At 60.0% G+C, this 18,091-nt stretch carries 21 protein-coding genes; 11 read left to right on the forward strand and 10 right to left on the reverse strand.

The window, feature by feature from the left end:
• Positions 1 to 254: 254 nt before the first annotated feature.
• Together MU856_RS07060 and MU856_RS07065 are read left to right on the forward strand one after the other, a co-directional pair.
• Positions 255 to 464, forward strand: coding sequence for a hypothetical protein (locus MU856_RS07060; RefSeq protein ID WP_263588666.1), 210 nt, complete (start codon positions 255 to 257; stop codon positions 462 to 464).
• The gene (locus MU856_RS07065) at positions 461 to 748 is read left to right on the forward strand and encodes a hypothetical protein (RefSeq protein ID WP_263588667.1); all 288 of its coding nucleotides are present in this window, start codon (positions 461 to 463) and stop codon (positions 746 to 748) included. Before MU856_RS07060 ends, MU856_RS07065 begins: the two co-directional genes overlap by 4 nt.
• A 19-nt stretch (positions 749 to 767) precedes the next feature.
• Here the strand turns inward: MU856_RS07065 and MU856_RS07070 are convergent, their stop codons facing one another.
• The 10 genes from MU856_RS07070 to MU856_RS07115 form a co-directional block, all read right to left on the reverse strand.
• On the reverse strand, positions 768 to 1,259 hold the full coding sequence (locus tag MU856_RS07070) for a hypothetical protein (protein ID WP_263588668.1): 492 nt from the start codon (positions 1,257 to 1,259) through the stop codon (positions 768 to 770).
• A complete protein-coding gene (gene mobQ / locus MU856_RS07075) occupies positions 1,260 to 2,228 on the reverse strand; it encodes a MobQ family relaxase (protein ID WP_263588669.1) in 969 nt (322 codons plus the stop codon). It lies immediately after the preceding gene.
• A 293-nt stretch (positions 2,229 to 2,521) separates the two neighbouring features.
• Positions 2,522 to 3,067: a hypothetical protein gene (locus tag MU856_RS07080; protein WP_263588670.1), complete on the reverse strand. Its 546-nt coding sequence runs from the start codon at positions 3,065 to 3,067 to the stop codon at positions 2,522 to 2,524.
• Entirely contained in the window at positions 3,064 to 4,632 is a 1,569-nt protein-coding gene (locus MU856_RS07085) for a type IV secretory system conjugative DNA transfer family protein (protein ID WP_263588671.1), read from the reverse strand. Before MU856_RS07085 ends, MU856_RS07080 begins: the two co-directional genes overlap by 4 nt.
• A 189-nt stretch (positions 4,633 to 4,821) precedes the next feature.
• Positions 4,822 to 5,118: a hypothetical protein gene (locus MU856_RS07090; RefSeq protein WP_263588672.1), complete on the reverse strand. Its 297-nt coding sequence runs from the start codon at positions 5,116 to 5,118 to the stop codon at positions 4,822 to 4,824.
• A complete protein-coding gene (locus MU856_RS07095) occupies positions 5,097 to 5,312 on the reverse strand; it encodes a hypothetical protein (RefSeq protein ID WP_263588673.1) in 216 nt (71 codons plus the stop codon). Before MU856_RS07095 ends, MU856_RS07090 begins: the two co-directional genes overlap by 22 nt.
• A gap of 90 nt (positions 5,313 to 5,402) precedes the next feature.
• Positions 5,403 to 5,573: a hypothetical protein gene (locus MU856_RS07100; protein WP_263588674.1), complete on the reverse strand. Its 171-nt coding sequence runs from the start codon at positions 5,571 to 5,573 to the stop codon at positions 5,403 to 5,405.
• Positions 5,574 to 5,662: 89 nt separating this feature from the next.
• Positions 5,663 to 5,785, reverse strand: a complete 123-nt coding sequence (locus tag MU856_RS07105) for a hypothetical protein (RefSeq protein WP_263588675.1) — start codon at positions 5,783 to 5,785, stop codon at positions 5,663 to 5,665.
• 159 nt (positions 5,786 to 5,944) lie between these two features.
• Positions 5,945 to 7,279 carry a hypothetical protein gene (locus tag MU856_RS07110; RefSeq protein ID WP_263588676.1) on the reverse strand — a complete coding sequence of 445 codons (1,335 nt, stop codon included), beginning with the start codon at positions 7,277 to 7,279 and terminating at the stop codon, positions 5,945 to 5,947.
• On the reverse strand, positions 7,254 to 7,484 hold the full coding sequence (locus MU856_RS07115) for a hypothetical protein (protein WP_263588677.1): 231 nt from the start codon (positions 7,482 to 7,484) through the stop codon (positions 7,254 to 7,256). Before MU856_RS07115 ends, MU856_RS07110 begins: the two co-directional genes overlap by 26 nt.
• 106 nt (positions 7,485 to 7,590) lie before the next feature.
• Here MU856_RS07115 and MU856_RS07120 point away from each other — a divergent pair, with 106 nt between their 5' ends.
• From MU856_RS07120 to MU856_RS07160, 9 genes are all read left to right on the forward strand, one after another.
• Complete coding sequence (locus MU856_RS07120; protein WP_263588678.1) at positions 7,591 to 8,442, forward strand: hypothetical protein; 852 nt, start codon at positions 7,591 to 7,593, stop codon at positions 8,440 to 8,442.
• Positions 8,443 to 8,494: 52 nt separating this feature from the next.
• Positions 8,495 to 9,034, forward strand: coding sequence for a hypothetical protein (locus tag MU856_RS07125; protein WP_263588679.1), 540 nt, complete (start codon positions 8,495 to 8,497; stop codon positions 9,032 to 9,034).
• 140 nt (positions 9,035 to 9,174) lie between these two features.
• Positions 9,175 to 10,995, forward strand: coding sequence for an ATP-dependent nuclease (locus MU856_RS07130; RefSeq protein ID WP_263588680.1), 1,821 nt, complete (start codon positions 9,175 to 9,177; stop codon positions 10,993 to 10,995).
• Positions 10,988 to 12,505, forward strand: coding sequence for an ATP-binding domain-containing protein (locus tag MU856_RS07135; RefSeq protein WP_263588681.1), 1,518 nt, complete (start codon positions 10,988 to 10,990; stop codon positions 12,503 to 12,505). Before MU856_RS07130 ends, MU856_RS07135 begins: the two co-directional genes overlap by 8 nt.
• Positions 12,502 to 13,695: a restriction endonuclease gene (locus MU856_RS07140; RefSeq protein WP_263588682.1), complete on the forward strand. Its 1,194-nt coding sequence runs from the start codon at positions 12,502 to 12,504 to the stop codon at positions 13,693 to 13,695. Before MU856_RS07135 ends, MU856_RS07140 begins: the two co-directional genes overlap by 4 nt.
• Before the next feature lie 417 nt (positions 13,696 to 14,112).
• Positions 14,113 to 15,627, forward strand: coding sequence for an IS21 family transposase (istA, locus tag MU856_RS07145; protein WP_263588683.1), 1,515 nt, complete (start codon positions 14,113 to 14,115; stop codon positions 15,625 to 15,627).
• Positions 15,614 to 16,342, forward strand: coding sequence for an IS21-like element helper ATPase IstB (istB, locus tag MU856_RS07150; protein ID WP_068878313.1), 729 nt, complete (start codon positions 15,614 to 15,616; stop codon positions 16,340 to 16,342). The genes istA and istB overlap by 14 nt, the downstream gene beginning before the upstream one ends.
• Positions 16,343 to 16,543: 201 nt before the next feature.
• Entirely contained in the window at positions 16,544 to 17,035 is a 492-nt protein-coding gene (locus MU856_RS07155) for an antirestriction protein ArdA (RefSeq protein ID WP_263588684.1), read from the forward strand.
• 92 nt (positions 17,036 to 17,127) lie between these two features.
• Complete coding sequence (locus MU856_RS07160) at positions 17,128 to 18,090, forward strand: toll/interleukin-1 receptor domain-containing protein (RefSeq protein ID WP_263588685.1); 963 nt, start codon at positions 17,128 to 17,130, stop codon at positions 18,088 to 18,090.
• The last annotated feature ends 1 nt before the right edge of the window (position 18,091 follow it).

Genomic DNA, 18,091 nt, shown 5'->3' on the forward strand with positions numbered 1-18,091 from the left:
CGGTCGTTTGATCGGCAAGTTTGGATCGAAGCTAGCCATCCAGCACGCGGCATCATAGCGCGCTTTTCGTGGTTCGTTCTGGCGTGCCCGGTCGTCGGGTAAAGCCTGCTCGCTTCCGCGCGCTTCGCGCTTGTGCAGCAGCGCACCCTTGCGGGCGCATGGCCATGCGTCCTGTGACCCGTCGCCCTGAGGTCACGCCCATTCCTTCCCACGAAGCGCGGCATGGTGTCGCGACAAACTGGAAGGAGACCATCATGCCCAAACAATCGAACACGACCGCTCGTCCCACCCACCGGCTTTATCGCGTCGAAGGCGAAGGCGCATCGGCGAGCTGGACCGAGATCGGTGCCGCCTGGCCGAATAAGGACGGCGCAGGTTTTTCGATCATCTGCGGTGCCATGCCGCTGCATGGCCGCATCGTCATGCGAAAGATCACGCCGCGCGCCGAAGGAGCCGCAGCATGAGCACGCAGATCGAAACCATCGACTGGCAGGGCATCACCCTGTCAGTCGCGTACACGGCGCAAAAATTTGGTCGCGACGTCCATCACCTTGAGATCCATGTGCTGGAACCGAAAGGCGCGAAATTGCCGATCACGGATACCGGCTACAAATCGCACTTCTTCAGCGACGATGTGCAAGGCTACGGTGGACCCGTTGCTTACGTCAAAGCTTGGCTCGACGGGGCCGCCGGTGAACCCGATTGGATGCGGCACGTCGAGCATGAACGTCAGTTGAGATTATTCTAGCGGCAAGCGCCGCCGCGCATCAGCGCGGCGGCGGGCCTTCCATGGCCGCCCCCAATCTTTTAATGCGGTTGATGATCGCCCCTACCGGCCTTCGCGGCCAGATGGCAGCGGCATATTCCTGAATGCGAATGACGCTGCCATCCTGAATGCGTCGGACGAGCTCGCCGAGGCCGTCGCCTTCGAGCACGAACTGCCGCTTGCCGAAATCCAAGCTCACCATCCCGTCTCCGATATATTCGGCGGCGGCGAGCTGGGGGTAGGCGATGGCGCAGCCGAGCCAGAGGCCCGCCCGCGCGTCGTACCATCGCAGATCGAGCAGTGCCGCCGGCCGCGACCGGCCGCGTTGCAGAACCCATGGCCGATACTCAGCCAAGTCGAGCTCTAACGCTTCATCGCGCTCCGGCTCGATGGCCGCGAGAGTGGGTGTCGGCGTTGGCGCTTCGCCGCCGAGCTGGCGCCCGCCATGACCTTGTTGCGAGAGCATGTCCCGCCAATGTGTTCCGTTCGGCATCTATCGCTCCAAATCATGCTCTTGGTTTTGGGAGCGCTCCGGCTCCGGTCTCGGTGCAGGTTCCAGCCGTGCGAGCTGCCGTTCGAACCAACCGAAGAACCGCTCGTGGGTACTTGCTGCATCAGCTGGGGCCGTTGCGGGAAGCTCCGCCCAGGCGAAGGCGTCGTTGGCGCGTTCCTCGACTTCGCGGTGGTGCCGCGCCACTAGGAACTGCCCGAACCGATCCTTCATCACGCCCCACAGATCATCGAGGTAATGCGCCAGCCGCAGGGCCGGTTCGGGCAGCCGCGCCAGCCCACGCGCCAACAGGCTACGGCGGTCGATGCGTGCATCACTGCCCGCATCCGCCAATGCTTGATTGGCGATGTTCTCCCAATCCTCCCGGCACCGTTCAAAATAGACCGCGCTGTTCCAGCTATCGGGGTTGCTCTCGACAAGGACGGGCCGACCATCGGCATGGGTGCGGCCTGTGGGGTCCGGCACCATGTCGTGTCGTGCCTTCGGCCCGAAGCCCGCATCGGTCAGCGGGCGCATCGTAATCAGGGCATGGCAGTGTGGGTGTTCCAACCCGTCGCTCGCCGTCTTGTTATGCCACGCGAGATCGACGATCGCGCCCTTGGCGACGAAGGACTGGCGCATATAATCCCGCGCCAGCGTGATGCGCTGCTCCGGCGGCACTTCGCGCGGCAGCATGAATTCTAGCTCCCGCGCCGTCTGCGCGTCTTTGCGTTTCTCGCCCGCCTCGACCCTGTTCCACAGCGTCTCGCGGTCGATGCCCCGGACCCAGATCGGCGCGTCATCGGGAAAGAGTATTTCGGTGTGCTCCACGCCCCGCCGATTGCGGTAGTCATGGGTCAGGCCAGACCGTGAATCGTGCAACCGCTCACCCGCCCTATAAGCAGCGGCCGCGACGACCGAGCGCCCCTTGCTCCTGCCTATGATCTTCATCGACCAATGGAATTGTGCCATCTAAAGACCTCCCGACATCCGGTCGGTGGCCGTCTTCTCTCCCTCTGTCCTCACCCCCAAGATTAGGCCAAGTGTGCACTTATACGTTGCAAGCAACGTGCACCCCTGCCGGAGGCATACTTGGCTCCAATCTAGGAGCGTTATGGTTAATAAATCACTAATATGCGATTGAACCATAACGTGTTTCGGACACGTGGTCGGACATCTGCGGCGCGGCACGAGCGTCGTGCCGGTATCGGTTCGACCGCGCTCCCGCATCGCTGGCATGTGAAAATAGGCAACCATCAGTTGCATCAATCCGCGCCCGAATTGAGCACATGCCAGCAATGAGCGGGGAGCGCCGAATAGGCGTCCGTCATCGACGGCACCGCGATGACCGGACGCGCGCAAACCGATACAACATCCGACCGAGAAGCGGCGGGTGCGCGGTGACCGCTACGCCGCCACCGCCGCACCATCATCCTTCCGGCGAAGAATGCGAGACCGAGCAGCCCGAGGCTTACCAGCGGTCCCGCCACGCCATCGAGCTTGCCGCTCTCATAGGCGAGCAGGCCTGCCGGAAGGATGAGCGCGATGGCCGCGTTGGCAAACTTCGGCCCACGCGCGGTCGCTGGTTCGGCGTCGGCCATGGAATCCCATGCGCGACGCCAGCGAACATATGCCATGCGGCGTGCGTTCGCTTTACCGACCACCGCCATCGCAGCGAGAGCACCGATGGCGATCACGCCGAGGTCGGGATGCTGCGTCCATTGCCAGAGGATGAAAAGCCCCATCCCCGTGACCGGCATCGCGACGATGGGATGGCCGAGTATCCGTATCTGGATTGGCGGGGGCCTCACTGGACGAACTCCGCCATGAGGGCATTGCCGCCCGAGGCGAACCGGCGCCCGGCCTGATACCATACGGCCGAGACGCGGTTGCCATGCGCTGGGCCGCCCGTCTTGAGCATCCGGCCGAACTGGCCAGGCTCAATGATATGGTCCATTTGCTCGGACGTGCCCCAGCTCTCGGTCGCGCTGGTCCCGTGGCCACGATTTTTTCCCCAGTTGTCCCCGCCTCCCTCAGAGCCATGGCGATCCCACAAGAAGGGGTCGCCGGAACCGAACCCACTCTTCAGCCCGAAAAAGTCCGTACCCTCGACATTGCGGTTCCAGCTTGAGCCTTCGCCCATGTTCATGCCGAAATTCTTGTTGGTGCCTTCGCTGGTCGAACGGTTTGCCCGCTGGTGCAGCGTGCGCCCGATTGTGCGCGCTGCCCAATCGTTGGTCTCGGGGCAGCTGTTGTTATGCCATATCTTGGTGGCAAAATTGCCGAGCAGATGTTGCACCTTGTCGCGTGCGCCTTCGCCCGATGCCATTTTGGCATAGAAGGTCGGCAGGCTCTGCGACAGGAACACGACGCAGGCGCGCGAGCCGCGGCATGTCGAGAGAAATTCGGCGTCGTAGCTGTTGACGAAATATTGCGCTTCGTCCGCCCACAGGAACACGAACCGTTCCTGTTGCGCCGGCGGCAGCGCATTGCGGGCCAGCACCGCACGCTGCCACATATATTTGAAGAGCTGCTGCCCGACGATGCCGTCCTCGTTCAAGGTCAGCGCGGGCAAATTGAGCAGTATGATCTGCCCATGAAATGTCAGCTCCGGCACGACGGACGTGCCCGAGCAGAACATTTTTTCAAGCCATCCGTGGGTAAACCTATCGAGCGCCGTGGTCAGCGAGATGACCACATTGCCGCGCGTCTTCTGATCGAGCGCGGCAAAATCATTGCGCCAATAGGCGGTCGACCGTTCGCCAGTTGCATCGTCCAGCCGGTCGGCCGCCGCAAGATAGCAGCGGAAAAAGAAGGATTGCTGCTGCCAACTAGGATCGCCCATCTCGTCCGGCGAGCGCGGGGCGCTGCGGACGAACGACAGCAAATCGCTGATACGCACCGTGCCGGTTGCGGCATAAATAATGGGAATAGCGTTGCGCAGGATTTGCCGCGAGGTCGATTCCCAAAAATCATCGCCCGTGCGGCCAGGGTTTGGGCTTGCAGCCTTCGCCATCTCGAGCAGTCGCATCAAGCATTCAACGACCGCATTGATGCCCGCCGGTCCCTGCCGGACCAGCTCATAGGCGATGACATTCAGCCCACCGTTCCAGCCATCCAGTTCGATGAGATGTTTCGAGCGGCCATGCTGGGCGCAGTAGCGCCGCCACAATTCCGCTTCTTCCGGCTTGGCGCAAAGCACCAGCCCGCCCATGCCGGATTTGAGATAGGCGGCGGCGAGCGCCGCGCCGCTGCCACTTGTCTTGCCGCTGCCGATCCCACCAAAAATTCCGACCCCTTGCACGGCGTCGCGCAAGGTGAATCGGTCATGTTTGGTGATCGACAGCAGCGGCGTATCGAGAACGTCACGCATCATGCGTCTCCTTATCGGTCGATGCCATGCTCATTGCCGTGGATGTCGCGCTCGGCGGCATCTCGTGGCTGTTCTTGCGATCTGGGTTGTTGGGGGTGCGGCTCGAAATGCCGTCCGAACCATCCGCCCATAATTTCGTGGCGGACTTCCGCCACCGCCTGTCCGGCGGTGGCGAACGCGCGATCGAACCACCTACTCATCGAATTGCGCCGCGCAGGCGTTACAAACATAACGGCAGCGCAGGAAATTCTGGATGCGAACCGCCGCCAACCGCGTCAGCACATCGGCGGCTGCACCCAGATGGCCGAGCCTGCGGAGCATTTTAGCGCCCCGTGCCGCCTCGCGGAAAGGCCGCTCCGCTATCAGGTTGGAACGAAAATCGTCACTCCCGCAGTTCGGACACATGACGATAGGCCCGTCGGTGCTGGCGCGGAGCTGTTCCAGCTCGCGCGGCAATGCACCGCCGCTCACGAGAACTTCGTCCCGCAATGGGTGCAGCGATAATCATGCGTGAAGCGATCCGTCAGCTTCATGACCCCGGCCAGCGTCATCGCGCCGAAGGCGACGACCGGATAACCGGCATGCTGTCCCGCCTTCGCGGCGTGCAGCACCTTGTGATACGACTCTTCTGCGAACTTGTTGGGCACGACCGTATCGGCCCGATGGCAATGTGAGCATTGCATGGCTTGTCTCCTGAAAAATGGGCGCGCGCCTGCCTTCGCGGGCACACGCGCGCCGCGTTGAAGTTCGTTCAATTGTGGGGTTGGTCGCGCTTAGCGCGCGTGGTTATGGTACTTGCAATGGCTGTACACGCCGCGCCCGCAGATCACGGACATGGCGATGGCACCGGGCGGGCCGAGCAGCACAGTGCCCATCGCCATACCGGCGATGGTCGCCGCCACCACGACCACCCATCCACTAGCGGAAATTTCGTTCTCTTCCATCGTACTTCTCCCGAAAAATGGGCGCACGGCACCCTTCGCGGAATCCCGCGCGCCCAACTTACATCCAGTTATTGGTAGCTAGACCTGGCCTAGCCGAGACCGAGGATAGTGATCCCCAGCGCGTTCCCGGCAATCGCGAGGATAACAACCCCCACGACCGCTCCGACGATGGTCGCCGACGAACTTGACGCGACCCTTTCCCAAAAATCCATGACATCGCTCCTTTCTTCGCCGCTCAGGCAAAGCTCGGCCGATCACGCCGAACGGCGTGCTGGGAAGCTCCAGCCTGAAGGTTGGTTGCGGACGGCACTATAACCGCCGCGATTATAGAAATCGCACGGTCTTCCGAGTCGTGTCAACAAACTAATTTACTAAATTTGTCGTTTTCCCTGCCGCTCTTTTGTAGCAAGCAGATTACGAGCAGCCTTCAAGGCATCTTCGGACAGTTCACCGGCCCCGATCATTTCCACCCAGCGCTTCCCCTTCTCGGGACGGGTCGGCAAGTCTACGTCGGCGGGCCATTCGTTGCGGCGCGACCAGTTCACGATGGCTTGATATAGCGTAGGGTCAAGCTGGCGGACGTGACCTCTGTCCAATCCGTGGCCCAGCCACGGACCATAAACACGCTGCACGAATTGAGGAGGCGTCTCCGGCCCGCGCAGGCCTTGGTATATCTCTGGCGCTAACTCAGGGAGGCGCGGAGCGTCCAAACCAACGTCATTTTCTAACGGTCTGAGGCCAAAGCCGTCTCGCGCAAGGTTGGCGCTGATGAGCTCGGAGAGTTGCTGAGCATCCACGTCGGTGATGCCCGCTTCGTCCAAGGCAGCACGAATCGACGGCGCGAGCAGCGTGGCCGTGTGGGCAGGCGGTGAACTGTCGCGGCCCTTGGCGATAATGTCCGGCGGGGTTGGTGAACTTTGCTTAGAATCGCCGAATCGCCGGACAATATCAAGCTTCATGTCGTCGTTTAGATCGCTCCGAGACCCTCCTTTCGAGGCCGAGTCTTCAATGACGCGAACAATCGGAATCACCGATATGGTAATGGAGATTGAATGTTGGTGAGTCGTACTGAACTCGGGGAGGCCCGCTCTTACCTTCCGGTGGCGCCCTAGGAAGTCATCGAACTTTTCCAGCGCATTGGCGAATAAAATCGGATCAAAAAGCTGTCGGGCACAAATCCCTTCGTTCAGGAAAAAATCGCGTACTTCGGGAGTCGCGAGACCTTTGACGGTAACAGCGTCAACCATTGGCTGCTCGCGAACAATGAAACGGATTTTTCCTTCATTTTCGATGCAGGCAGCGGTTTCAATTCCAGCCATTTTTGCGATGTTCGCTCGTGCCTGTTCCAGCATTTCGGCAGTGTAGGGTGCCCCAACGACGAGCTTCGCCGCTTTAATAAGACTATGCGCTTCCAAACGGACGAGACCGCCCACCGTTACGGACTGTACGACACCCCCCAACGATTTGCCGAGAACACGCTGCATAGTCCGGCGCCACAACAGCTCGCCAGCCTTTGCTAGCGGCTCGCCATCGCGGTAGATATCGAGGGAGTTTATATCGTCCTCCGCGCCCACGTTGACTGATTTGGAGCCTAGACTGCCGGTGGACGGCGTTTCATCGGGGGAGAGGCGTTTTTTGGGCACCTCATGAACATAGGTGATTTCTCGATAGAATCGAGACTCAATGCTGTTGTGCGCTGCCGGCACCCAGAGCGGCGGCGCGGACCATATGCGCCCAGCTTCCGATATACCTCGCGCGGTCGGCATATTCGTCTCCGGCTTCTGCCGTCATCACCGCGACGCCGCCGATGGTCTCGGCCAGTTCGTGCGTCGTACACACGCCCTTGCGTTCCAAGATGCCACCCAGCGCGGCAAGCACCGAGCCCACCGCGAATAATGCGTCTTCGTCCATTGGACACTCCCGCTTTTTACTCCGCTTGACCTAGCTGAGTCGTTGATGCAGCATAGTGGAACGGACAGCGGTTCCAAACCTGACGCCAAGTTAAACACCGCATCAAATGAGTGATAGCGCCGAATCTTCATCCATCGGCCGCTGCTTAATTGGCGCTCCAGTGGTCTATGTGATGGAGGTTTCCATGCGTATCGCTATCTGTGCGTCCGACTTGGACGCGATCAAAACTGATCTTCGTCTTGCCCATCCCGAAATAAAGCCCAGCCTCCGCATTGAAGCGGCAGCAAGGGCGTTGGGTTACAATACCTATGGCGGGCTTCGCGCCGCCCTTGAAAAGGGCACCATCGAGGCCGAAGCGGACGACGCCCGCTACCGTGAAATCCTCGGCCTGTCCGCCGAAACGAACAAGCGCTGCGCGGTGCGCCCCGTTGGTCGCGCGCTCGCACGCATCGAGCTACGCAAAGTGCTCGACCATCATCCTAACCTCACATGCCGGGGTTTTGATTCGATATGGTTCAATGTCAGCGGTGAGCGCTCGTTGCCTATCAACGAGCGGAAGGAACTGCTCGCGACGCGTCGGCGCGAGGCATACGACGATGACTGGTCGGCAGATCAATTTGAACTCGCATGGATCTATCTGTCACGGCAGGAGCGCACCGCGACCATCAATCGCCGGGTCGGCAGTTATGGTCTCAAACACCGGGCCGAAGGGCTATCGCGGAACTTTGACCTGTTCGAACATCTCGGGAACTATGTTTCAAACGGCATGCTCATTGCGGCTGCGTATGCCCATGGCTTCATGGTCAAGCCGGTGGGCCACGACGACTACAATGCCTATTTCAATATCTCCATGCGCACTGTGAAGGTGACATACGGTCGCGATGGTGAGCAGCTTCGCGAGAACCGGCAGCATATCGACAGGATGTACGGGGATATTGCGGACCGCATGGCCGCGTGATTCAAAGAGGACCGGGCGCGTTCAATGCGCGTCCGGTCATTCGGGGGTTCGAATGGAAGTAACTGGTTCTACGGTCGCGGGTGCCATGCGCGTCGGTTTGCAGATCGTTTCGGCCCATAAGCAGCCGAAGCTCGAAATCTATGCCGAGGTGTTGAACCGTTTTGGCCCAGAACACGACATCCCGTCTCCCTTGGACAAAACGACGCAGCGCTACCGTTTTCAGGACATCAATTTCCAGCTCCGATTGGTGAATATTGGCGGCCAGCGGGCCGAGCGGGTTCGATTGCTTCGCAGCGGCACGTTCGAGAGAAGGGATCCTCGCGATTTTGGCGGGCTCTTCGATACCGAAATCCCTCAGCTCGCACCCGGCCAGGTGCTCCAGCTTTGCCTTTTCGACCAGCACGAACTCATGTCGGATAACGAGCCCGACGCGGAACTGGTGATTGAGATCAGCTACTATTCGCCTGCCGGATTCATGAACTTTCTTCGTACGCTTTGGAGCAGGATATTGCGGCGCCCGCATCATCGCGAGACGTTCCGGATCACCCCGCGTATGTTCTGGGGCGACCTGCCGCCCCCGACCTATAGCTAAACGCGGGTCGCGTAATCCGCCGAGGCGCGATCTAACAACGATTTTTGGGCGATTGCAAAACCGTTCCCTTTCTAAACCTCAGTGCTAGAGTGCCTTCACAACGAGGGGATATGGTAGACAACGAGAGAGCAGCAGCGCCAATGGCAAAGACGGCGCCCGAGCCGATGGCTGCACCCGCCGCCGCAGCTGCGGCGAAGCCTGCCCCCGCTCCTAAAGCGGAAGCGCCAACCATCCTACGTCTCAAGATTGAGCGATTTCGGGGTATCGAAACCCTGACTTGGCTGCCCGACCCGCATGTGAATGTCATTCTCGGTGGCGGTGATAACGGCAAGACGACCATTCTCGATGCGATCGGCCTGCTTCTCAGCCCGACCAATACGATGGTAATTTCTGACTCGGACTATTGGAAGCGTGCGCCGGAGCATGAGTTTGTCATTGAAGCAGTTTTGAAATTGCCGCCCGTCACCGGCATCAACGAACAACGAAAACCAGCGTGGCCTTGGGAATGGAACGGGACGGAGCCCGCCGTACCCAATCCCGATGACGAAGAAGGCGGAAAAGAGGAAGTCTACGTGGTCCGCGTCCGCGGGACAGCTGACTGCGATCTTTCCTATGAAATTTGCCAACCCAATGGCGATTTTGATCATTTCTCCGTCGGCCTGCGCCGCAAAATTGGTCTCGTGAAGTTGGCAGGAGATGACCGCAACGACCGCGATTTGCGGCTAATTCAGGGTTCCGCGCTGGATCGCCTTTTGGCCGACAAATCGCTGCGCGCCAAACTCGCCAAGGAGATTGGCGAGAAAAACGTTGAGGAAAATCTGGCCCAAGCGTCGAAGGAAAAACTCGAGAACCTCGAAAAGCTATTTGGAACGCAGGCACTACCGACAAAGCTTGGTCTAGGCTTGGTTGGCGGACAGGGGTTTTCGCTCAACGCGTTGATCGGCCTGACCGCCGAGAAGCATGATATTCGGCTTCCGCTGAGCAGTTGGGGTTCGGGCACCCGCCGCCTTGCCGCATTGGAGATCGCCGCTGCGAACCAAAGCGAACTTCCGATAACGATAGTTGACGAAGTTGAGCGCGGATTGGAGCCCTACCGCCAGCGTGTATTGATGAAAGAACTGATCGAAGCTTCGACGCAGGCGTTCGTGACGACACACAGCGCGGCAGCAATCAACGCCGCGCGCAAAGCGAGCCTTTGGTATTTGAGCGGTGAGCGTAAAATTGGCAAACTTGCCGATGCGACGACACCCCACCTAGCGAAAGACCCCGAGGCCTTTTTGTCGCGAATTGCCATCGTCGCCGAAGGTGCGACCGAGGTGGGGTTTGTGCGCTTCCTCATTTTGAGAGCCGTGACGAAAATCCCCACGGATTACGGAATTTGTGTGACCGACGGTGGCGGTAATGATTCTACCCTGACACTGCTCGAAAGCCTTTCCAAAAGCGGGCTGAAATTCTCCGGCTTCGCCGACGACGAGGGCCGCGATCCGCAACGTTGGGCAGCATTGAAAGCGTCGTTGAACGACCTGCTGCTTCGCTGGCCCGCCGGATGTTTAGAAGAAAATGTCATCGCGCATGTCGCCGATGGCGACCTTGAAGCTTTCATCGCCGATACCGAGGGCGAGTCAGGTGCGCGTTTGCGAACGTTGGCGGATCGTCTTGGCATCAACGACAAATCGTTCGCCGCCATCCTGGCGGCGGCCGGCGACGCGGCCGGTGTTCGCAAACTCATCATTGAAGCGGCAACCGGCTCGGTTCCGGCAGGCACAGTTGACGATAAGAAAAAGGCATTCAAAAGCCACGGCAGGACATGGTTCAAAACGATAGCAGGTGGCTATGAGTTAGGGTCCAAGATGCTGCAATTCGGTGGTTGGCCAAAACTGGAAGATCAGCTTCTTCCGTTCCTCAACGCGATCCGGCAAGCGGTCGATTTGCCGGTGATCACCGAATTGCCCAATGAGTGACAATACTGTCGCAGCTGCTCTGAGGTCCGCCGCGTCGCTTGTGGTTATCGAGGCGCCGGGCGGTTGTGGAAAGACTCACCAAGGGTCGCATTACGCATCCGACGCCGCCGCCGCATCTGAGCGCCGCGTCCTTATTCTCACCCATACCCACGCTGCGTGCGACGTATTCGCCGATCGAACGCGCGGCTCGCACAGCACAGTCGAAATCCGCACCATCGACAGTTTGATAGGGCAGATCGCGACGGCCTATCATCCCGCTCTCGGGCTTCCAGCCGATGTGGCTCTTTGGTCGCGAACAAATAGGGATGGCTATCAGAAGGTCGCGGCGAAGGTGGCGCATCTTCTCAACAAGAAGCCAATGATCGCGGCATCGCTCGCGCGTCGCTATCCCTTAATCATTTGCGACGAGCATCAGGATGCGACCGTTCCCCAAGAGCAAATTATTCTCGCACTTTACAAAGCGGGCGCGCATCTTCGTATCTTTGCCGATCCTATGCAGCGGATTTTTGGCAATCGCCAAGCGGTGATCGATGCCGAGATTAAACGCTGGAATGACCTAAAAGAGCAGGCCGAAGCATTTGAGGAATTGGACACCCCACATCGATGGGCAAACACCAATCCTGCTCTCGGCAATTGGATTCTTGCAGCCCGCGCCACTCTTCGTGATGGCGGGCAGATAGATTTGCGCGGAGGGCTGCCTAACGGTCTACACATTCTTCGCGCAGATAATGTTGCCCGCGCGCGCGGTCAGTATCAGCTCACCAACCAGCAAAGAGCGCCCCTTACTCAGCGCATGCAGCCCTTGAACTCCGTGCTGGTCGTCGCGGCGCACAACAGCACCGTTTCTTCTCTCCGTGCATTCTTCAATCGGTCGATACCGATCTGGGAAGGGCATACTCGCGATGCGCTGGACGGGCTATGCAATGGCGTGCGCGCGCACAACGGAAACGCCGTTGAAATGGGCAAGCTCGCGGTAGGCTTTGTGAGCGAGGTCGCGATCGGGTTCACCGCCAGCGGCTACAGTCGCCAATTGCTTGAGGACATCGCGCAGGGATGCACGAAGGCGCGCACTAGGAAGCCTGCGACAATTCAGGCGCTCGGTCGGATCATCTTGGATGAACCCAATCATCGCGGCATTAGCAGATTCTTGACCGCATTGCGGAAGCTCACAAAGGAAGATGCAGCATTTGCGTCCATTAAGATCGACCACAGCCGCGAGTTTAATGATGCAGTGCATCTTGGCCGGTTCGACGACGCGGATGAGGGGCTAGCTGAAATTGCCCGACGTCGCGCGCATGCCCGTGCGCCAATGCCTACGAAAGCGGTCAGCACTATCCACAAGGCAAAGGGGTTGGAATTTCCCCACGTCGTTATGGCTGCCTGCGATCAACTGCATTTCAACGATAGCCAAGCTGCACGCGCAAAACTCTATGTCGGCCTGAGCCGCGCTACCGAAAGCCTGACGCTGCTTGTGTCGCACACAAACCCGACGCCGCTATTGCTCGTATGAACTTACCCGCCGCACCGACGCTCACTGATCAGCAGCTTCTCGGCATCGTGCAGAAATTGCAGTTGGCGATTGAGCAATGGGCCAAGCAGCACGATCTTTGGTATGATTGCGGTTTCAAATCCTATGCCGATCACGTTGACGGTGAACCGCTCGCCCCTGTCGCTACCATCATGCACTTTGAAGGCCCGTTCGGGAATATGCTCGATGGTTACTACGACGACCTTGAGTCAGATTTCAGGGAACTGCTGGAACAGCAAGGGTTTTGGTACGAGCGCGAAAACGGCGTTAGCATCCATATATATCCGCTCGACGAGAGCCCGTTGTTCACGTCGTTTACCGATTTCGTGCGCTGGCAATGGATTTGCGGGCTTTTGCAGCCCGACGTCGCCGACGTGTTTGAAGAGATATATGCTCATTTTGCCAATCGGCCCGATGATCTGCATCGGCTTCATTGGCGCGAATTTGAGATCCTGCTCTATCGGATATTTCAGAACCAGGGGTTTCAGGCCCAGCTAGGACCCGGCAGCGGCGATGGCGGTATCGACATTCGGCTTCTACAACGCGATCCCCTCGGCGACATGATGACGCTGGTCCAAGCTAAGAAATACGCTCCAAACCGCAAGATTGGCCTTGAAGCGGTCGCGGCGTTGCATGGCATCGCCGGTGTCGAAGGAGCGCAGCAGAGCCTGTTCGTGACGACTTCATCCTACTTGCCGGTCGCCAATCGCTTCGCGGGACGAACGTCTGGGCAGCTTTCGCTGGCCACCTCCACGGATGTCACGAGCTGGTGCGAGCAGGCGACTCAGGGCATCATTCAGGACAAATCGACTCTCATATCGCTGGATCATCTGTCCAAGCTGGTGCGCGGCCTCGGTCCACGCGACCCGCGCATCGTCCATGCGCATACGGGCGTCACCATGATACTCAACGAGTTTGCGATCGTGCTCAAGGAAACAAAATACGCGGCATTGTTGATGACCCTGCCGAGTAAGAGCGTCGCAGATGATGGGTACGGTCAAACCGGCTTTGAAATCCCACTGCTCGATCAGAGCAGCTTAGGCATGTTGAAAGCAGACACGGTGTTTCGCACGAAACGGTCTGTGGACAATGGGCGAGTGAGCTACTGGAGCGGTCAGCATCTGTATACCCCGTGGAACGGCGAGCCTCAGCATTTCAGCTTCCTCGACTGACCAGATTGTAAACATTCGGCGTTGCCTTCGGCCCGCGCTCTAGGCGCTTCGCACCCGGAGTCTATGGTCTCCGCCCCTTGGGTGACGATCGGCTAACGCAATAGCTGGGGCGCTGCCCCCAGCGCGCTGCGAAGCGCCTTCCGCCCAGCTTCCTCTACGCTGCGCGTTCCGTGCAGCCGGTTCCCCGCGAAGCCGCTTACTCCGCTTGCCCCCCGATGCTCGCCGCATGGGCAGGATTTCAGAACGCAACCTGAAACCCAAACCCACGGAGAAAGTCATGGGAAACAGCCTAAAATCAAGCCTGAGGATCAGCGTGCAATAGGCACCCCCTTCGTGGGGTGATCGGCGTGCAAAAAGGACCCCTTCATCCCGGGGATTTAGTCGGCCGACTGGTTTTGATCAGTTGGCGAGAACGGGATGTTGATCGTGGAGACAGTGGTTCGGATTCGGCGTGAGCATGCAGCGGGGAAGGCGATCAAGGCGATCGCGCGCGACCTTCGTTTGTCGCGGAAGGTCGTCCGCAAGGCGATCCGGTCGCCGGAGGCGGCGTTCAACTATCAGCGCAAAGTCCAGCCGCTGCCGCGGATCGGTCCTTATCAGGATCGTCTCGATGCGCTGCTTGAGGAGAACGAAGGCAGCGGCCGCCGTGATCGGCTACGGATGACGCGTATCCATGATCTGTTGGTGCGCGAGGGGTTCGATGGATCCTATGATGCGGTGCGCCGCTATGCGGCGCGCTGGCGTGCTGCGCGGCGGAAGGATGCTGGCGAAGGCGCACCGGCGTTCATCCCGATGACCTTCCAGCCGGGTGAGGCCTACCAGTTCGACTGGAGCCACGAGGATGTGGAGATCGCCGGCAAGCCGATGCGGGTGAAGGTGGCGCATATGCGTCTCTGCGACTCGCGCGCACCCTATGTCCGGGCCTATCCGCGCGAGGGCCAGGAGATGCTGTTCGATGCCCATGCCCGGGCGTTCGCGTTCTTCGGCGGTGTGCCGCGACGCGGTATCTACGATAATATGAAGACGGCGGTGACGGCCGTGTTCACCGGCAAGGAGCGTGTGTTCAACCGCCGCTTCCTGATCATGACCGATCATTACATGGTCGAGCCGACCGCCTGCTCGCCGGCGGCGGGATGGGAGAAGGGCCAGGTCGAGCAGCAGGTCCAGACGATCCGAGGCCGCTTCTTCCAGCCGCGACTCCGGTTCGCCAGCCTGGCCGAGCTCAACGGGTGGCTGGAGGCCGAGTGCCGGCGCTGGGCCGAGCATCATGCCCATCCCGAACGCGGGGATATTACCGTCGCCGAGGCGCTGGATATGGAGCGACCGGCCCTGCAGCCGATCCTGGCACCGTTCGACGGCTTCCATGAGAGCGAGCATGCCGTCACCGGCACCTGCCTCATCAGCTTCGATCGCAACCGCTACTCGGTCATGTCGACGGCCGCACGCCGGACCGTTCAGGTGCGCTCCTATGCCGATCGCATCGTCATACGCTGCGGGGATGCGATCGTCGGGGAGCATGAGCGCCACTTCGGTCGGAACCGCACGATATACGATCCCTGGCATTATCTGCCGGTCCTCGCGCACAAGCCCGGCGCGCTGCGTAACGGCGCACCGTTCCAGGACTGGGATCTGCCGCCCGCCCTGCACCGATTACGGCGAAGGCTCGGCACCGGGGACGAGGCCGATCGCAGGTTCGTGCGGGTCCTCTCGGCGGTGCTCACCGATGGCCTGGAGCCGGTAGAGGCTGCCGTGCGCGAAGCGTTGGCGAACGGAACGGCCAGCGACGAGCTGATCCTCAACATCCTCTCCCGGCGCCGCGAGCCGGCGACACCCCACAGCATCGTCACTTCGGAAGACCGGATGCTGCAGCATCCTCCGCTCGCCGACTGTGCCCGCTATGATCTGCTGCGAGGCTATGATGCAGCGGCATGATATGATCGGCACGATGCGCGGCCTCGGACTCAAGGGCATGGCGGCGGCGTTCGACGAGGCGGTCACCACCGGCCTCCAGCGCAAGCGCACCACCATGGAGATACTGACCGACCTGCTCCGTGCTGAGGCGACCCACCGGGATGCAGCCTCCATCCGCTATCGGATGACGGCTGCGAGGCTGCCCGTGGTGAAGGACCTGGAGCGGTTCAGCTTCGAGGGCACACCGATCAATGAGGAGATGATCCGCTCCCTTCACGATGGCTCCTTCCTCCCGCCTCGCCGCAATATCGTGCTGGTCGGCGGCACGGGGACAGGCAAGACCCACCTCGCCATCGCGATCACCGCCAATGTCGTGCGAAGGGGCGCTCGCGCCCGCTACTTCAACACCGTCGATCTGGTGACACGCCTCGAAGAGGAGACCCGGATCGGCAAAGGCGGGACCCTGGCGGCGCAGCTGTCGCGGCTCGACCTGATCGTGCTCGACGAGCTCGGTTATCTGCCGTTCGCCCGCTCGGGAGGGCAGTTGCTGTTCCACCTCATCAGCAAGCTTTATGAGCGGACCAGCGTCATCATCACCACGAACCTCGCCTTCGGCGAATGGCCGACCGTGTTCGGCGATCCCAAGATGACCACGGCGCTGCTCGACCGCGTCACCCACCACTGCGATATCGTCGAGACGGGCAACGACAGCTGGCGCTTCAAAAACCGCAGCTGACCGCTACCTTCGGCGCCTTCAAAAATCTATCTTGCGCTGCGCGCGCCTCCGGTCGGGCTACGCCCGCCCTCCGCCGCACGCAGCGCAAGGCCATCTTCAACAAACCAACATCATATCCGAAAAAGGGGGTCCCTCTTCGACGCCGATCGGGGGTCCCTTTTGAACGCCGTTTGACAATCAAGCCTTCAGCCCCGTATCTATGTGGCCTGTCTTGCTGCATACAATAATGGTTATCTGCATGGCGCATGGATTGATGCGGCACAGGAGCCTTGGAGCATCTATGATGAGGTGAAGGCCATGCTGACCGCGTCGCCCATCGCGGGCGCGGAAGAATGGGCCATCCATGATTACGAAGGTTTTGGCAAAATCCGTATCGAGGAATTTGCAAACTTTGACCATGTAAGCGCGCTGGCTATGTTCAGCGCAGTACATGGCGAGGTGGGTGCAGCATTGCTCGACCATTGCAATGGCGATCTGGGCGAGGCACAGGAAGCGATGGCCGACCGCTACATGGGCGAACACACTAGCCTAGCTGATTACCTCCAAGAACTGACCGAGGAAAGCACCTTTATCCCCCAAGCGCTGCGCTACTACATCGATTGGCAGGCGATGGCGCGCGACGCCGAATTGAACGGCGACCTTTTCGCGGTCGAAACGGCATACAACGAAGTGCATGTTTTCGTGGGAGGATAACAGGCACGGGGCGCGTCTATCCCGCTGGACACTGGCGTGCGCGCCTGTCAAATTGGCGACCATTTTCGGATATTCCAATCGAACGGGTTCGTGTGCTTTCGCTTTTCTTTTCTTATTCCCACGCCGATGAAGAGCTGCGCGACCAGCTGGAGCAGCAGCTTGCCATCCTGAAACGCCAGAAGGTCATTTCCGTCTGGCACGACCGCCGCATCCTTGCGGGCAGCGAGATCGACCACAGTATCGACGCGCAGTTGGAGGCCGCCGACATCATCCTGTTGCTGGTCAGCCCCGCTTTTCTTGCCTCCGACTACTGCTACGACCGGGAAATGACTCGCGCGATGGAACGCCACCACGCGGGCGGAGCCCGCGTCATTCCCGTCATCCTGCGCCCTTGTGCGTGGCATGACGCGCCCTTCGGCAAGTTGATGGCCACTCCTACCGACGGAAAGCCCGTTACCCTATGGCCCGACAGGGATCAGGCCTTCTTGGAGGTCACCAACGCCATCAAGGCTGCCGCGAAGACCCTTGGCGACATCCCGGGCGCGCCGCCCGCGCCGACGGGACTGTCAAACCATGCCGCGCTGGACGCGACGACTCCGGCGCCGCGCTCCAGCAATCTGCGGCTCGCCAAAACATTCACCGAGCGCGACAAGGACGCCTTCAAGCTCGAAAGCTTCGAGTACATGGCCAAGTTCTTCGAGAACTCCCTAAACGAGCTCCAATCGCGCAACGACGGCATTGAGGGCACCTTCCGGCGGATCGATGCCAATCGTTTCTCCGCCGTCATTTACCGCAGCGGTAAAACCGTCGCGCGGTGCACGGTGTTCATGGGCAGCCATTCCTTCATCGACGGAATCGCTTATTCCGCCAACGACACGCCCGACAGCAACTCTTTCAACGAATGTCTTTCCGTCCATTCCGATGACCAAATGCTTTACCTGAAAGGCATGGGAATGGGCAGCTACATGCGCCAGCAGGCCGATACGAAGCTTTCCCAAGAAGGCGCTTCGGAACTATATTGGGGCATGTTCATCGAACCCCTGCAGCGACGCTAGA

The organism is Sphingopyxis sp. GC21 (assembly GCF_025727575.1).
Classification (GTDB): Bacteria; Pseudomonadota; Alphaproteobacteria; order Sphingomonadales; family Sphingomonadaceae; genus Sphingopyxis; species Sphingopyxis terrae_A.

What these genes read in the sequence shown, in the direction of transcription:
- MU856_RS07060 (WP_263588666.1), top strand. Translation starts at nt 255, where the DNA reads ATGCCCAAACAATCGAACACGACCGCTCGTCCCACCCACCGGCTTTAT.
- MU856_RS07065 (WP_263588667.1), top strand. Translation starts at nt 461, where the DNA reads ATGAGCACGCAGATCGAAACCATCGACTGGCAGGGCATCACCCTGTCA.
- MU856_RS07070 (WP_263588668.1), bottom strand. Translation starts at nt 1,259, where the DNA reads ATGCCGAACGGAACACATTGGCGGGACATGCTCTCGCAACAAGGTCAT.
- mobQ (WP_263588669.1), bottom strand. Translation starts at nt 2,228, where the DNA reads ATGGCACAATTCCATTGGTCGATGAAGATCATAGGCAGGAGCAAGGGG.
- MU856_RS07085 (WP_263588671.1), bottom strand. Translation starts at nt 4,632, where the DNA reads ATGATGCGTGACGTTCTCGATACGCCGCTGCTGTCGATCACCAAACAT.
- MU856_RS07095 (WP_263588673.1), bottom strand. Translation starts at nt 5,312, where the DNA reads ATGCAATGCTCACATTGCCATCGGGCCGATACGGTCGTGCCCAACAAG.
- MU856_RS07100 (WP_263588674.1), bottom strand. Translation starts at nt 5,573, where the DNA reads ATGGAAGAGAACGAAATTTCCGCTAGTGGATGGGTGGTCGTGGTGGCG.
- MU856_RS07105 (WP_263588675.1), bottom strand. Translation starts at nt 5,785, where the DNA reads ATGGATTTTTGGGAAAGGGTCGCGTCAAGTTCGTCGGCGACCATCGTC.
- MU856_RS07115 (WP_263588677.1), bottom strand. Translation starts at nt 7,484, where the DNA reads ATGGACGAAGACGCATTATTCGCGGTGGGCTCGGTGCTTGCCGCGCTG.
- MU856_RS07120 (WP_263588678.1), top strand. Translation starts at nt 7,591, where the DNA reads ATGAGTGATAGCGCCGAATCTTCATCCATCGGCCGCTGCTTAATTGGC.
- MU856_RS07125 (WP_263588679.1), top strand. Translation starts at nt 8,495, where the DNA reads ATGGAAGTAACTGGTTCTACGGTCGCGGGTGCCATGCGCGTCGGTTTG.
- MU856_RS07130 (WP_263588680.1), top strand. Translation starts at nt 9,175, where the DNA reads ATGGCAAAGACGGCGCCCGAGCCGATGGCTGCACCCGCCGCCGCAGCT.
- MU856_RS07135 (WP_263588681.1), top strand. Translation starts at nt 10,988, where the DNA reads ATGAGTGACAATACTGTCGCAGCTGCTCTGAGGTCCGCCGCGTCGCTT.
- MU856_RS07140 (WP_263588682.1), top strand. Translation starts at nt 12,502, where the DNA reads ATGAACTTACCCGCCGCACCGACGCTCACTGATCAGCAGCTTCTCGGC.
- istA (WP_263588683.1), top strand. Translation starts at nt 14,113, where the DNA reads ATGTTGATCGTGGAGACAGTGGTTCGGATTCGGCGTGAGCATGCAGCG.
- istB (WP_068878313.1), top strand. Translation starts at nt 15,614, where the DNA reads ATGCAGCGGCATGATATGATCGGCACGATGCGCGGCCTCGGACTCAAG.